This is a genomic window from Pandoraea fibrosis (genome assembly GCF_000807775.2).
Classification (GTDB): Bacteria; Pseudomonadota; Gammaproteobacteria; order Burkholderiales; family Burkholderiaceae; genus Pandoraea; species Pandoraea fibrosis.
The window spans coordinates 504,655-518,994 of sequence record NZ_CP047385.1 but is presented as its reverse complement, the minus strand read 5'-3'; the positions used below and the strand labels follow the sequence as shown (position 1 = coordinate 518,994).

Here is a 14,340-nt window from a genome sequence, read left to right as displayed (position 1 = left end):
GCTCGCCTCACTTGGTTTCGAGACCACGGTGCCACTTGAGCAGGTGGTTGTTGAGACGATCCATGCCCAGATCGATCACCAGGCCGAGCAGACCGATGGTCAGCATGCCGGCGATGATCTTGTCCGACCACATGTACTCGCGCGCTTCCAGAATGCGGTAACCCAGACCGTTGTTCACGGCAATCATCTCGGCCACGATCACGACGATGAACGCCGTACCGATACCGATGCGAATGCCCGACAGGATGTACGGCGTGGCCGCCGGCATGATCACGCGGCGGAAGATCGTGAACTGACTCGCGCCGAGGTTGCGCGCCGCACGCAGATAAATACCATCGACGTGACGCACCCCCGCGATCGTGTTCATCAGCACGGGGAAGAACGCGCCAAGTGCGATCAGGAAGAACGCCGGCGGGTTGCCCAGACCGAACCAGAGAATCGCCAGCGGGATGTACGCGATCGGGGGAATCGGACGCACGACCTGCACCAGCGGATTGAACAAGCCATAGACGCGAGTGCTCGTGCCCATGAGCAGGCCGAGCGGCAGCGCGATCACGGTGCCCACGAGAAAGCCCATGATGACGCGATAAAGACTGTTGGCGGCATCGGTGAGCAGTTCGCTCGAATGCAGCCATGCGCCGACGCCTTCGGCCAGCGTGACAGTCGGTTTGAGGTATTGCCACCACTTGGTCACGACAGCGACCGGCGACGGGAGAATGATCGGGTTGATCCACTCGAGGCCCGTGACGATCTGCCAGATCACCACGACCGCGAGCGGAATCAACACACCACGCAACAAACGCGTGGTGCGCGAGGCGCCCGAAGAAGCAAGCACAGCGGCCATCCGTTCGCCTCGCCTTACTTGATGTTCAGCTTGGTTTTTGCCTTGGCGAGCAGGTCGAGCTTGACCCAGTCTTCCGCCTTCGGCACCGGATCCTGCAGCTTGCCCACGCCGTACTTCTTCATGAGGTCGGTCGTGAGTTGCACATGCGAGACGCTCAGGTCGTAGCTATACGGCGAGTTGCCGATGGCATCCGTGAAGTCCTGGGTCGTGATCTGGTTCTTGAACATGTCCTCGCGCACGTACTTCTCGGCCGCTTGCGGGTTCTTGATGAAGTAATCGGTCGCTTCGACGAACGCATACATCAGGCGTTGCGCCACGTCCGGCTTCTCTTTGTAGAGCTTCTCGGTGATCACGAGCGCGCGCACCGGCTCGCCGATAGGCGTGTCGTATGGCTTGAGCACTTCCACGCCAAAGCCCTTGTTGATGGCTTGCGATGCCTGCGGCTCCGACTGACACATCGCGTCGATGCTGCCGGCAGCGAGCGCCTGATTCAGATCGGCGAAGGCCATGAACATGATCTGCACGTCCTTGCCCGGCTGATCCGACCACGTCAGACCGGCCTTGGCCAGTTCGGCGTACAGAATCAGTTCCTGAGCGCCGCCACGGGCGACCCCCACCTTCTTGCCCTTGAGATCGGCCACCTTGGTGACCGGCAGCCCCTTCTTCGCGACCAGACGCACACCGCCCTTCGCGAAACCGGCCACGGCATAGATCGGCGCCCCCTGCGCACGACCGGCGATGGCGGCGTCAAGCGCGCTTGCCGACACGTCGATCTGCCCCGCCACGATCGCCGGCATGATGTCCACCCCCTTGGCGAACATACGCTCTTCGATCTTCAGACCGTACTTCGGCCCGATCACCTTCATGTACGACACCGCGCCGTAGTGGGCGAACTTCAGGTTGCCCAGACGCACCAGATCGTCGGCGAAAGCGTGTAGCGAAGCCGCGCACAGCGCTGCGGCGGCAAGACATTGCTTGAACATAAGGTCTCCTCTCTTATTTGAACGGCTTGCCCGGCATTCCGGATTCCCGTCGGGATTCCAGACATCGCGGCAGCACGCGCGTTAGAAAGCAATACTTATGCCAGATGCATAACCCATTGATTTTATTGAGTGAAATCGTGGAAAACCCGATGGTCGGTTATATGGAAAACCGGAAAACAGGCGAAGAAGCTTTCTGGATTTCCAGAAAATCAGGTGAAAGGGGGACATTTCACGCGAGGTATCGGGGCAAATCCCGAGGCAGGCCGCATCCAACGGGCCGTTGAAGGCTTCGATACCTTCCTTGCATGCGTTCGCCGACGTTGTGGCGAACGCATCGGAAGAGACGGCGCCGCGTCAGGCCGACAGGGCTTCCGGCACGGGGATCTGATAGCCCAGTGCGGTGGAGATTTCGGCAGCGCAGGCGGACAGGCGCGACGAGATGTCCGGCAGCAGCGCGCGCGTCATGCGGGACGACGGACCGGAGGCCGACAGCGACGCGATCACTTCGCCAGACGCGTCGCGCACCGGCACTGCGACCGACACCGCTTCCGGCGCGAGTTCGCCGAAGCTCACCGCGCAGTCCTGACGACGCACGTTAAGCAGCTCGGCCGCCAGTTCGTCGCGCTCGATGAGCGTGCCTGCCGTGAAACGCTTGCGCGGGCGGCCCAACACCTGCGCGCGAACGTCGTCGGACGCAAACGCCAGCAGCACGCGCCCCGACGCACCGACATACAGCGGGCGACGGTTGCCGACCACGCCATGCACACGCAACTCGTGTGTCGATTCCACTCGCGCCACGCACAACGACTCGAGACCGTCGCGCACGCGAAGCTGGATATTCTCGTTGAGTGCACGGTTGAGCGCCTGAAGATGACGATGCGCCACCTTCACGAGATTGACCTGCTCGTGGCCTGCGACACCGAGCACCAGCGCCTGTGCGCCGAGCACGTAGGTGACCGGGCTGCCCTCGCGGACCACCCAGCGATGCTGCTCGAGCGTCGCCAGCAGACGAAACGCTCGCGACTTGTTCAGGCCGGCGCGCTGCGCCAGTTCCGTCACACCCAGACCGGGGCACTCCCCGACCAGCGACAGCAGCGAAAGCGCTGTGTCGACCGAAGCGACTGTGTAGTCCATCAAACTTCCTCGCTATGTTGTTCGGCATAAGCGGCGAGCGCCGCCGCAAATTGGCCAAGTTGCGCTTGCAGCGTCGCGAAGCCGTCATGCTTCTCGCCGCGTGATTCATTCAGGTAAAGCGCCTGGTTCAGTTCGATCTGCACGCTGTGACGACGCGCGGCCGGGCGTCCGAAGTGACGCACCAGATCTTCGCGGCCCTCGAGATGACCCGGCGTGTTGTACGCCACGCGAAAACCCAGCCGCGTGAACTCGGCCATGATCCAGCGCGAGAACGCCGGGTCGGCCGTCGTACCGCCGCCGTCGCTGACACGAACGTCTGCGCGCAGGCGTCCCGCGTCGGGATCGAGCGCGCCGCCGCGCGAGCGCATCGAATGACAGTCCAGATGCCAGACCACACCGTGCCGGTGCCAGGCGGCGTCGAGTGCGTCGCGCAAGGCGTGCCGGTACGGCCGGTAATAGTCGTGAATGCGTCGCTCGACCTCGGCCACGGACAAACGCCGGTCGTAGAGCGGCACGTTCGGCGCGGCAAACCGGTGGAGCAGTCCGACACCCCGCTCGCTACACACCTGAGGGCGTGCGTCGTGCGGCCACAGGCTGGCAAGCAACTCGGGGTCGATGTCGTGCTCGGCACGGTTCGGGTCGATGTAGGCGCGCGGGAAAAGCGCAGCGACGAGCGTGGCGCCATGTCGTGTGGCGACCGACCATAACTCGTCGACATAGGCATCGCCGCACGCGAGAATCGCCGCCGTCGGGGCAATGGTGTCGAAGTCCGGCGGGAAGACATGACCGCTGTGCGGCACGTCGATCACGAGAGGCAAACGTCTCCCCAGGCCCCCTTGTGGCGCTTCCACAAAATAACGGCCCTCAGTGACCTGACGGGACATGCCCTCTCCTCACGCGCATCCGGAACCTCCCTCCGCCAATACCCATGACGGACGCATTGTTTTGTCAAGCAAAACAAGGTTTCAATATTCTGAAACAACGGGGGGACGGCGACAAGGTAAGGGTTGTTACAACATATTTCGGGCGGCGACGGGACGCCCCCGGGGAGCGGGACGGTCAGTTCAGCGACGTTACTCTCAGATAACGACGTGTTTTCGACGAGATACCGCCGCACACCCGTCCGCGCTGGCCGTATTACGTATTGAACCGGGCGCCGTCTGTGACGCGACGTAATCCACGCAGCGCGTGTCACTCAGTCAAGACGCACCGGCAACGTCGGCGAAGTCGGCCGACTCGTTCGCCCAAACAAAAACGCGGACCGTCTTTCGACGGCCCGCGTTCTGTGTCTGCCAGTGCTATGAAGCGGAAATCAGATCGCGTCGGCCACGCCCGCTTCATGCGCCTGCACGTCGGCGTGATAGCTCGAGCGCACCATGGCGCCCACGGCGGCGTGCGTGAAGCCCATCTTGTTGGCTTCTTCTTCGAACATCTTGAACGTCTCCGGCGTGACGTAGCGGCGCACCGGCAGGTGATGCTCCGACGGCTGAAGGTATTGACCAATCGTGAGCATATCGACGTTGTGTGCACGCAGATCGCGCATCACTTCGAGAATTTCCTCGTCGGTTTCCCCCAGGCCGACCATCAGCCCCGATTTCGTCGCCACGTCCGGATGCTTCGCCTTGAATTCCTTGAGCAGCGTGAGCGAGTGCTGGTAGTCCGAGCCCGGACGCGCTTCCTTGTACAGGCGCGGCACCGTTTCGAGGTTGTGGTTCATCACATCGGGCGGCGCGGCGTTGAGAATGCCCAACGCGCGATCCAGACGCGCACGGAAGTCCGGCGTCAGGATTTCGATGCGGGTTTGCGGCGAAAGCTCGCGCACGTGCCGGATGCAGTCGACGAAGTGCTGGGCACCGCCATCGCGCAGGTCGTCGCGATCCACGCTCGTGATCACCACGTACTTGAGGCGCATCGCGGCAATGGTCTTCGCGAGGTCGAGCGGCTCGTCGACGTCGAGCGGGTCGGGACGGCCGTGGCCAACGTCGCAAAACGGGCAACGGCGCGTGCACTTGTCGCCCATGATCATGAACGTGGCCGTGCCCTTGCCGAAGCACTCGCCAATGTTCGGGCAACTGGCCTCTTCACACACCGTGTGCAGATTGTGCTCGCGCAGGATCTGCTTGATCTCGTAGAAGCGGGACGTGTGGGTCGCCGCCTTCACGCGAATCCAGTCCGGCTTCTTCAGACGCTCGATCGGTACGATCTTGATCGGAATGCGCGCCGTCTTGGCTTGCGACTTTTGCTTGGCGGTGGCGTCGTAATCGCCGTCGATCGTGCGAACTTCCTTGCTCGCGGTGTCGTTCTGAGTCACGGTGGTCATGATGGGGGCTTTCCAGGCGTCCAATCAGGCGGCGGCGTTTGCGCTGGCGGCCGGGTCGGCCTGTGGCGCGGCTTCGGCCGTCGCGGGGTGCTGTTCGAGATGATGACCGAGTTGCTGCGCCAGTCGCGCGGCCACTTCGTCCCAGCGGGGGGCCACGCCGAGCGTGGCCATGTCTACGGTTTGCAAGCCGGCGTAACCGCACGGATTGATCCAGTCGAACGGCCGCAGATCCATCGCGACGTTCAATGACACGCCGTGATAACTGCATCCGTTGCGGATTTTCAACCCGAGTGCCGCGATTTTCGCGCCGGCGTGCGCTGCGGTGCCGTCGCCCGGGCTCACATAGATCCCTGGCGCGCCGGCCCGGCGCTCAACGTCGAGATTATACGCCCCAAGGGTGTCGATCACCGCCTGCTCGATCAAACGCACCATTTCGCGCACCCCCAGCTTGCGCCGTCGCAGGTCCACGAGCAGGTAAATCACCACCTGTCCCGGGCCGTGATACGTGATCTGGCCACCGCGGTCTACCTTGACGAGCGGAATACCGGTATTGGCAACAAGCAGGTGGGCGGGGTCGCCGGCCAGTCCAAGCGTATAGACGGGCGGATGCTGGACGATCCACAGCTGGTCGGGGCCGTGCGGGCCACGTGTGTCGGTGTACGCACGCATGGCGTCGAACGATGTGGCGTAGTCTTCGGTGCCGCGCCAGCACACTTCGATCGGGGAGGTCATGCCCGCAATTTTAGCGAAACCGGCGCAGTCTTGCTCGACGTGGCGTTCCCCGCCTCCCGGTCCCTGTTCACCGGCCGGCGGTGTTGCCCGAGCACAACGGCCGACACGCCTCCTGCTCACGCGCTGCCCACAGTGTCAGCCCGCTTTTTTCGCGGGCGTTACGCCAAGGCCCCGGGCATAAAAGCCGGCGGCCAGCAGAATCATGACCCCGCCGAGCCATTGCGTCGGATGCAGCACAATGCCGAACGCGAGAAAGTCCACGGCGACCGCCACCACCGGGTAGACAAAGCCGAACACGGCCAGACTTGACGTCGATGCCTTCTGGAACGCCCCGTACAGCAACAGATACATGAACGTCGTATGGAACAGGCCGAGCGTCACGACCGCCCCGATCTCACGGGGAGCCGAAGGCAGATGATGGAAATCCGCCATCCACACGAAGACCGCGGCACCGATCACCATGTGCAATGCCGCGATGATCTCGGGCCGGATCGTGCCGGCCAGCCGCTTCGTGAAAAGGGTCGTCGCCGCGTAAAGCGTGGCGGCGGCCAGCGCACTCGCCACGCCAGTCAGATACCCCGCGCCGTGCACGCCACCCGGTTCCGCCAGAATCACCAGCCCCGCGAATGCCACACCGAGACAACCGAGCGTCGCCAGCGACGGGCGCTCGCGCGTGACGATCACGCCCGCCAGCACCAGCAGGAACGGCTGTACGTTGTACACGACGGTCGTGATGCCCACAGACGTCAACCGGTAGGCCGTAAACAGGAAATACCAGTTCGAGACGAGCGTAATGGCGCCCAGCGTGACGTTCACCACCTGCCAACGGGCCATGCGCAACCCGCGCCAGTAGCCCCGGTAAGCACACCACGCGCACAGGCTGGCCGCGCCGATCAGACAGCGCAAGAAAACGACATTGAGCGCCGGTTGTCCGGACATCAATACGAAATAACCGATCGTGCCGGAGATCACCATGGCGGCGATCATCAACCACCGGCCGAGACGCTCATCGGCCTGAGGATGGCGAGGTATGACGGTGTCCGACGCAGAGGAAGGCAGGGGGGCCGGGCGGGAGGCTTCGGTCATCGGGAAACTACTTCTCTTGTTTTGACGCGTTATCGAGATGTTTTAAGGTCGATTATTGCGCGTCTTGTTGTGAATTCCAGTAACAAATTGACGGGTCCGGCATCCACCCTCTGAAACGAAACACGCGCTCTCTGGCGTTCACCGCCAGAGAGCGCGTGGTGTCGACGGGCAAATGCCCTGAGTGTCCTCAGGCAGCGGCCGTGCAGGAGTTCGCTTCGCGGGCCGCACGGCGTCCGGCGAGCCACTTGCTCAGCACACGGGCCAGCGGGAAACGACGGCTGACTTCGCGCTCCAGTTGGGCTTCCGCAACGTTATCGGACGACACCCAGTAACGGCGTCCCGGCTCTACGGTGAGGCGCTGGCCGGGCGTGAGCCAATAGTCACGCGGATCGCCTGCGCGCGTCACCCAAACCGCCGAGCCGCGGGCAACAAGCGTATGCTCGTGATGCAGGTCGAGGGTGACCACTTCGCCCGGACGAATTCCGTAGAAGTACTGCACCTTTGTCAAATTGTTTTGCATTTTACGACCCCCACTCAGTGCGAGACAATGACTGAATCATAGGGACTGCCAAGCGCTATACCAAACGACATATTTTCACGGCCTTGCGAATAAATCTCACATGGATCTTCGGAGACTTCCCAACCTGAGCGCCCTGCGTGCCTTCGAGGCGGCTGCCCGTCTGGAGAGCTTCTCGCGTGCCGCCGAGGAGTTGTTCGTCACGCACGGCGCCATCAGCCATCAGATTCGCGCGCTGGAACAGGAGCTGGGCACGACGCTCTTCACCCGCAACGGCAAGCGCATCAGCATTACGCCGGCGGGCCGCCAGTACGCCGCGTCGATCCGCACGGCCCTCGGCGACATCGCTCAGGCAACGCGCAAGCTACAGGCCGGCACGCGCAGCGAACGGCGTCTGGTACTCACCACCATGCCATCGTTTGCCAGCCGGTGGCTCACGCCACGCATCGGTCGCTTCATCGATCGGCACCCCGAACTGGAAGTGGAGCTGCGGTGCAGCGCACAGCTCACCGACTTCGAACGCGACGACGTAGATATCGCCCTGCGCATGGGCAAAGGCAACTGGCCGGGACTGCACATCGAGAAAGTGCTCGACGATGTGTTTTTCCCCGCTTGCAGCCCATCGTACAACCATGGGAACCCTCCGCAGACCGCAGAGGACTTTCGCCGCAGCACGTTGCTACGTTCGGAGGGCGAGCCGTGGGCGCCGTGGTTTGCCGCGGCGGGCTTCGATCTGCCGGAGCCGACGCAAGGCATGATGTACGAGGATTCGGGAATGTTGTCGCAGGCGGCCATCGTCGGTCAGGGCGTGGCGCTCGTGCGACGCTCGCTCGCCGTGGGCGACATCATGGCCGGACGCCTGGTACGGCTGTCCGACGTCGATACGCCGTGCGAGTGGGATTACTACTTTGTGTGCCCGCCCGCGGTACTCGAAACGCAGCGCGTTCAGGCGTTCAGAACGTGGTTTCTGGAGGAGCTGGCAGCGTTCGAGAAGGTGAAGCACATGCAGCGCCGCCCGGCGCAGCCGAGTCCCGCAGCGCTGGCGGCCGGCATGGCCGCCACGGCGGGCGAGATGACGACCGACGCCCAGTTGGGACTGGACCCCGCCCTGCCGGCCGACGACGGGGCGCCGACACATGCGTAAAGCGTGGATGAAAGATGCGTGAAGCGCGTGCGTTTCTCGCACCCGCTTCACTTGCCGGGCTTCGGCGTTACAGCACGACCTTGACCATCGGGTGGCCGGTCAGCGCACGATAGATATCGTCGAGGTGCGCTTTCGAGTGAGCCCGCACCGTGACGGTCAGCCCGAGATACTTGCCCGAACTGGACGGCCGCATTTCCACCGTCGCCGCATCGAATTCTGCGTCGAACTCCCGCAACAGTGCCACGATGGCGTCGGCAAATCCATCCTGCGTCGCCCCCATCACCTTGATGGGAAAGTCGCACGGAAACTCAAGCAAGCTTTCCTTCTTTTCCGTCGTCATAGTGCCTCCTTGGCGCGTTGATAGGCCGCGTAAAGCGCGCGGAAGACGGGGCCCGGCTTGCCATCGCCCACCGGCTTGCCGTCCAGCGTCACCACCGCCAACACTTCCTTCGTGGCCGAGGTAATGAGTAACTCGTCCGCCGCGCGGACTTCCGCCTCGCTCACGACACGCTCATGGAACGCAATGCCGCACTCCTGCGCGAGGCTTTCGAGCGCACCGTAACGAATGCCTTCGAGAATCCGATTATCGCGCGGCGGCGCGAACATTTCACCGCCCTTGACGACCCACACATTGCTCGACGACGCCTCGGTCAGATTGCCGTCGCGAAACTGGATCGTCTCCTGAACGTCGTGATCGGCCGCGTATTGCGCCATCAGCACATTACCCAGCAGCGAGGTCGACTTGATGTGGCAGTTCAGCCAGCGGCGATCCTCGTGCGTGACCGCGCCCACCCCATGCTCCACCTTCTCGCGGTTGGGCAGCGTGAGCGGCGTGGCGATACCGAACACCGTCGGCGTAATGTCTTTGGGGAAGGTGTGCTGACGCGGCGCGACACCGCGCGTGACCTGTACGTAGACGCTATGCGGATCGGCCGCACAGGTGGCCGACAGACGCGCGAAGAGCGCCTCCCATTCGGCGCGCGTGTACGGATTCTCGATACGGATCTCGGCGAGACTGCGCTCGAGGCGATCGAGATGCTGCGCCAGCCGGAACGGCTTGCCGTGGTAGACCGGCACGACTTCGTAGATGCCGTCGCCGAAGAGGAAACCGCGGTCGAGTACGGAGATTTTCGCGTCGCTGAGCGGGATCAGGTCGCCATTGAGCCAGACGGTGGGGTTATCCATGTTTGCAAGGTGCGCGCCAGACGCGCGGCGAAAGGAAAAAACGCGCCCACCGGGCGCGCCTTTGCGTTGCAGCAGGCCCGCACCGCGAGCCTGCCAGACCGGTTGCCGGATCAACGCATACGGGCATCCTACGCGTTTTGCCGGCGAACGTCCCGCGAGCGGGACGTCACTCCCCATCCTTACTTCTTCACGAACATCAGGCGCAGCGCATCCCAGGCGCGACCGATGAAGCTGGCCTGCGGCACGTCGGCGAGGGCCACAACCGGGAATTCGGCCAGTTGCTTGCCATCGGCCATGACCTTGACGGTGCCGACCGGCGCCCCGTTGGCCAGCGGCGCGATCAGCGGCTCACGCAATTCGAGTTGCGGCTTGATCTTGTCGGCCATGCCCTTCGGCACCGTGATGAAGGTGTCCTTCTTCACACCGATCTTCAGCTCGCTGTCCTTGCCCTTCCATACCTTGGGCGTGGCGACGACCTGATTTGCGCCGTACACACGCAGCGTGTCGAAGTTCTGATAGCCGTAGTTCAGGGCCGAGAGGCTGTCCTGCACGCGGGCGCGCTCGGTCGGCTCGCCCACGACCACCGACAACACGCGGCGGTTCACGCCAGGCGTACCCGGCAGCGGACGCGACGCCGTCGACACGAGGCAGTAGCCCGCTTCCTTGGTGTGGCCGGTCTTCAGGCCATCGACCGTCGGATCGAGATACAGCAGACGGTTACGGTTCGGCTGACGGATGTTGTTGTACGTGAAGCTCTTCTCCGAGTAGATCTTGTAGTACTCGGGGAAGTCTTGAATCATGTGCGTCGACAGCGTGGCGATATCGGCCACCGTCGTGTAGTGCTGCGGATCGGTCAGACCGTCGACGTTCGTGTAATGGGTGTTCTTCAGGCCCATGCGCTGCGCCGCGCGGTTCATCAGCTCGACGAAGCCCGGCTGCGAGCCGCCCACGAGTTCGGCCAGCGCGATCGAGGCGTCGTTACCCGACTGAATGATCATGCCGTACACGAGGTCGTGCACCGAGACCGGCTTGCCGGCTTCGATGAACGTGCGCGATTCGTCGCGCCCCACCTTGCGAACCGACTCGCCCGGAATGACGGTCTGATCCATCGAAATGCGCTTGTCGCGCAGGGCTTCGAAGATCAGATACGACGTCATGATCTTCGTGAGCGAAGCCGGCTCCACACGTGCATCGGGGTCACCGGCGGCGAGCACCTGCCCGCTGGTGACGTCGACGATGGTCCAGGCCTTGGCCGTCATCGGCGGCGGCGGAATCTGTTGAGCACGGGCAGGAAGCGCAGCAAGCGAGCCGCAAGCGACGATCGCCGCGGCAGCGGCGGCACGGGACAGCGAAGCGTTGAATTTCATTGGCGATGAGGGAAACGATGTGAGACTCAGGGGCATCTGCACTTGAAGAAGCGCCGTGCAACCGACACTTTGACTAACGCGCGGCACGGCGAAGAAGACAGCGGCACCGTGGCGCCGGTGCCATGCCTGTCCGGGACATAGACCCGGCACGGCACGACATGGTTCAGAAGCGAATTATACCCGCCGCGATTTCGCGACCCCAGCGCGGCGGCCCAACGCGGCCGAAATTGGCCCAAATTCGCCCGGTGTGTATCAATGACGCCACGCGTCGACCACGATCTGTTTCAGCAGCGGTAACAGGCCATGGAAGAAGTGCTCGCCGCCGGGAATGACCACCACCGGCAGCGTCTGCGGACGCGCCCAGTCCAGTACCGATTGCAGTGGCACGGTATCGTCCACTTCGCCGTGAATCACGAGCGTGTCGGCCGGCACCGTCGCCACGTCCCAGTTGCTCGCCGCCGTGCCCACGAACACCAGACGCTGCGCCGGCGTGCCCGCCGCCTCCAGTGTCTTTGCGACGTGCGAGAGCACGAACGTGCCGAACGAGAACCCGGCGAGGGCCAGCGGCAACGTTTCCCAGCCCGGTTGCTGGCGCATCCATTCGATCACGGCCAGCAGATCGTCGCGCTCGCCTATGCCCTTGTCATGCTCGCCCGCCGACTTGCCGACACCGCGAAAATTCGGGCGTACCACGGCGTAGCCGAGCTGCACGAATGCACGGGCCAGCGTCTGCGCGACCTTGTTATCGAGCGTGCCGCCAAAGAGGGGGTGCGGATGCGCCACGAGCGTGATGCCGCGCGGCGCGCCGGCCGGACGGTCGATGGCGATTTCGATGGCGCCGACCGGGCCGTCGATGGTGAAGCGTTCAGTCTGAGCGTTCATGAGCGATGTTGGGCTGGGGCGCGACGGCGAAAAAACGCGGCGCGCGGGGCAGCTAAACGATGAATCGGCAAGCCAATGGATCGATGCCTTCGCGAATCGACGAGACGACCGCCGGCATCAGTCGATCAGCAGACGCTCGACGATTTCGCCTTGCGCCAGATGCTTCTCGACGATCTCGTCGATATCGGTTTCGTCGATATACGTGTACCAGGTGCCTTCGGGATAGATCACCACGACAGGCCCTTGCTCGCAGCGATCGAGGCACCCGGCCTTGTTCACGCGCACCTTGCCGGGACCGGCCAGGCCGAGCTGCTTGACCTTCTTCTTCGCGTACTCCTGCATCGACTGCGCGTTGCAGTTGGCACACGAGGGCCGATCCGCGCCGGGTTCGCGCTGATTCAGGCAGAAAAAGACGTGATGCTGGTAGTACTGCGGCTGGGTGGCCATGTCGGTGCTTTTGGGGAGTGGCAACGTATTGCGGGCCATTCTAACCGACCTGCCCGGCAGTTGCGGGCGCGCGCACCGCGCACGCGCTACGCGCCCTGCGGCAGGCATGAAGAAATGCGGAATCCGGGACGCCCGGGCCGCCATGTCTCTTAACGCAGGCGCCGCTGCACCGCCATGAAGATGGCGCAGAGCGCGGCCAGACATGCGAAGCCGAAGAACACGTTCACGCACGCGAGCACCAGCGCCTGCTGCGACGCCAGCCCACCGACCCACGCCGATGCCATATGCGACGCCGTCGTGGCATCGACACTCGCACTGAACGCCTGCTGCGCTTGCGACACCGCAGCGTTATACGCCGGATTGAGCGGTGTCATCGATGGCGTGAGCTGATGCATGAAGACCGCTTGCCGGTCCTGCATCAACACGGCCATGACCGACACCGACATGGAACTCACCAACTGACGCACGATGTTCTTCGTCTGATAGCCGTGCTGGAAGACGTACTCATCCATGCCGCGAAACGTCAGCTCGGCAATCGGAATCATGGCGAACACGCCGCCCAGCCCGCTCAGCACCATTGGCAGAATCAGCCACTGGCTGGACACGCCCGGGTAGCTTTGCGAGAGCAGGAAGGCGTAGCCCAGCAGGCACAGATAGCCGAGCAGCACGAACGGTTTGAGTTGCACGAATTTCGGCCTTGCCATCGTGTACAACACAGCCACGACGAGACTCGTCACCGACGCCACCGCTTGCAGATAGCCCGTGTGCTCCACGCTCCAGTTCAGCCCCTGTTGCATGTAGATCGGGAACAGATACGACGTCGAATACGAGAAGAAGTAATACACAGCGTAACCGCCCAACCCGAGCACATAGACGGGGTTGCGCACCAGCACGCGAAAATCGATCAGCGGCTTGTGGTGCGAGTATTGATGCCACATGTAACCGATCGCGCAGATCGCACCGACCAGACACAGTTCGAGCAGGTGCAGCGGATTGGAGAAGAAGTCGAAACGCGATTGCTGCATCATCACTTCGACGAATAGCACGCCAGCGGCAAAGAACACGATGCCGCGCATTTCAAACTCGCCTTCGTCGCGCAAACGCTCGCGAAAATCCGGAATCACGAGCCACGAAGCGATGGCCCCCGCCAGCGCAATCGGCACGATGACGAAGAACACCGACGACCACAGGAAATGGTCGACGAGATAGCTCGCGAGCAAGGGCGCGGAAATCTGTGCGCCGAAAAACCCGTAGGTGAAGAAAAGCAGCGCCCGCAGCCGCTCTTCGGGCGCGAAGCACAGGTTGATGAGAATCCGGCTGGCGGTGAACAGCGACCCGGCGCCCAGGCCAAGCACGAAGCGCGCAATGGCAAGCTGGGTCGGCGTGTGAGCCATGCCACACAACCCGGCGCCGAACGCCATGAGCGTGAGCGCGCCCGCGAGGAAGGTGCGATACCCCAGACGCGCCGCCAGCCAACGCTGTTTCAGAATGACGAGAATCCCGGCTACGGCGTAGAGCGTGGAGACGAATGCGTACTCTTCGGGCGCGGCACCGACGCCGCCCGCGATATGCGACGACGCGAACACGAACATGCCGTTCTCCAGCATTTCGATGCCCGTGGCGGCAGCGATCACCGCCATCAGCACTCGCTGACGTGTCTTGTGCGCAAACCTCAATCCCCAGGTACTCATCGCCTCCC

At 63.2% G+C, this 14,340-nt stretch carries 15 protein-coding genes; 1 reads left to right on the top strand and 14 read right to left on the bottom strand.

The genetic code is table 11. From position 1 onward, the window contains the following. Positions 1-7 precede the first annotated feature (7 nt). From PI93_RS02255 to PI93_RS02220, 8 genes are all read right to left on the bottom strand, one after another. The gene (locus PI93_RS02255; RefSeq protein WP_039365406.1) at positions 8-844 is read right to left on the bottom strand and encodes an ABC transporter permease; all 837 of its coding nucleotides are present in this window, start codon (positions 842-844) and stop codon (positions 8-10) included. A gap of 14 nt (positions 845-858) precedes the next feature. Beyond that, positions 859-1,827, bottom strand: coding sequence for an ABC transporter substrate-binding protein (locus tag PI93_RS02250; RefSeq protein WP_039365405.1), 969 nt, complete (start codon positions 1,825-1,827; stop codon positions 859-861). A 354-nt stretch (positions 1,828-2,181) separates the two neighbouring features. Then, complete coding sequence (locus PI93_RS02245; RefSeq protein ID WP_039365404.1) at positions 2,182-2,961, bottom strand: IclR family transcriptional regulator; 780 nt, start codon at positions 2,959-2,961, stop codon at positions 2,182-2,184. Further along, a complete protein-coding gene (locus tag PI93_RS02240) occupies positions 2,961-3,845 on the bottom strand; it encodes an N-formylglutamate amidohydrolase (protein ID WP_039365403.1) in 885 nt (294 codons plus the stop codon). Before PI93_RS02240 ends, PI93_RS02245 begins: the two co-directional genes overlap by 1 nt. A 428-nt stretch (positions 3,846-4,273) precedes the next feature. Continuing rightward, complete coding sequence (gene lipA, locus PI93_RS02235; protein WP_039365401.1) at positions 4,274-5,281, bottom strand: lipoyl synthase; 1,008 nt, start codon at positions 5,279-5,281, stop codon at positions 4,274-4,276. A 24-nt stretch (positions 5,282-5,305) separates the two neighbouring features. After that, on the bottom strand, positions 5,306-6,013 hold the full coding sequence (gene lipB, locus PI93_RS02230; RefSeq protein WP_052240328.1) for a lipoyl(octanoyl) transferase LipB: 708 nt from the start codon (positions 6,011-6,013) through the stop codon (positions 5,306-5,308). Between the two features lie 135 nt (positions 6,014-6,148). Continuing rightward, positions 6,149-7,099, bottom strand: coding sequence for a DMT family transporter (locus PI93_RS02225; RefSeq protein ID WP_080758971.1), 951 nt, complete (start codon positions 7,097-7,099; stop codon positions 6,149-6,151). A 187-nt stretch (positions 7,100-7,286) separates the two neighbouring features. Then, positions 7,287-7,619, bottom strand: a complete 333-nt coding sequence (locus tag PI93_RS02220) for a DUF2917 domain-containing protein (protein ID WP_052240326.1) — start codon at positions 7,617-7,619, stop codon at positions 7,287-7,289. A 100-nt stretch (positions 7,620-7,719) separates the two neighbouring features. On the opposite strand from PI93_RS02220, the gene PI93_RS02215 reads away from it, so the two are divergent. Next, positions 7,720-8,760 (top strand): transcriptional regulator GcvA, encoded by a 1,041-nt coding sequence (locus tag PI93_RS02215; protein WP_039365399.1) that lies wholly within the window; start codon positions 7,720-7,722, stop codon positions 8,758-8,760. A 67-nt stretch (positions 8,761-8,827) separates the two neighbouring features. Here the strand turns inward: PI93_RS02215 and PI93_RS02210 are convergent, their stop codons facing one another. The 6 genes from PI93_RS02210 to PI93_RS02185 all read right to left on the bottom strand — a co-directional run bounded on the left by PI93_RS02210 (position 8,828) and on the right by PI93_RS02185 (position 14,332). Beyond that, on the bottom strand, positions 8,828-9,100 hold the full coding sequence (locus tag PI93_RS02210) for a DUF493 family protein (RefSeq protein WP_039365396.1): 273 nt from the start codon (positions 9,098-9,100) through the stop codon (positions 8,828-8,830). Continuing rightward, the gene (locus PI93_RS02205) at positions 9,097-9,945 is read right to left on the bottom strand and encodes a D-amino acid aminotransferase (RefSeq protein WP_039365529.1); all 849 of its coding nucleotides are present in this window, start codon (positions 9,943-9,945) and stop codon (positions 9,097-9,099) included. The genes PI93_RS02210 and PI93_RS02205 overlap by 4 nt, the downstream gene beginning before the upstream one ends. A gap of 179 nt (positions 9,946-10,124) precedes the next feature. Further along, positions 10,125-11,312 carry a D-alanyl-D-alanine carboxypeptidase family protein gene (locus PI93_RS02200; protein WP_144400176.1) on the bottom strand — a complete coding sequence of 396 codons (1,188 nt, stop codon included), beginning with the start codon at positions 11,310-11,312 and terminating at the stop codon, positions 10,125-10,127. Between the two features lie 252 nt (positions 11,313-11,564). Continuing rightward, complete coding sequence (locus tag PI93_RS02195) at positions 11,565-12,194, bottom strand: alpha/beta hydrolase (RefSeq protein ID WP_039365391.1); 630 nt, start codon at positions 12,192-12,194, stop codon at positions 11,565-11,567. Between the two features lie 117 nt (positions 12,195-12,311). Continuing rightward, positions 12,312-12,641 carry a (2Fe-2S) ferredoxin domain-containing protein gene (locus PI93_RS02190; protein ID WP_039365526.1) on the bottom strand — a complete coding sequence of 110 codons (330 nt, stop codon included), beginning with the start codon at positions 12,639-12,641 and terminating at the stop codon, positions 12,312-12,314. 149 nt (positions 12,642-12,790) lie between these two features. Continuing rightward, entirely contained in the window at positions 12,791-14,332 is a 1,542-nt protein-coding gene (locus tag PI93_RS02185) for an MFS transporter (RefSeq protein WP_080758970.1), read from the bottom strand. Between the last annotated feature and the right edge of the window lie 8 nt (positions 14,333-14,340).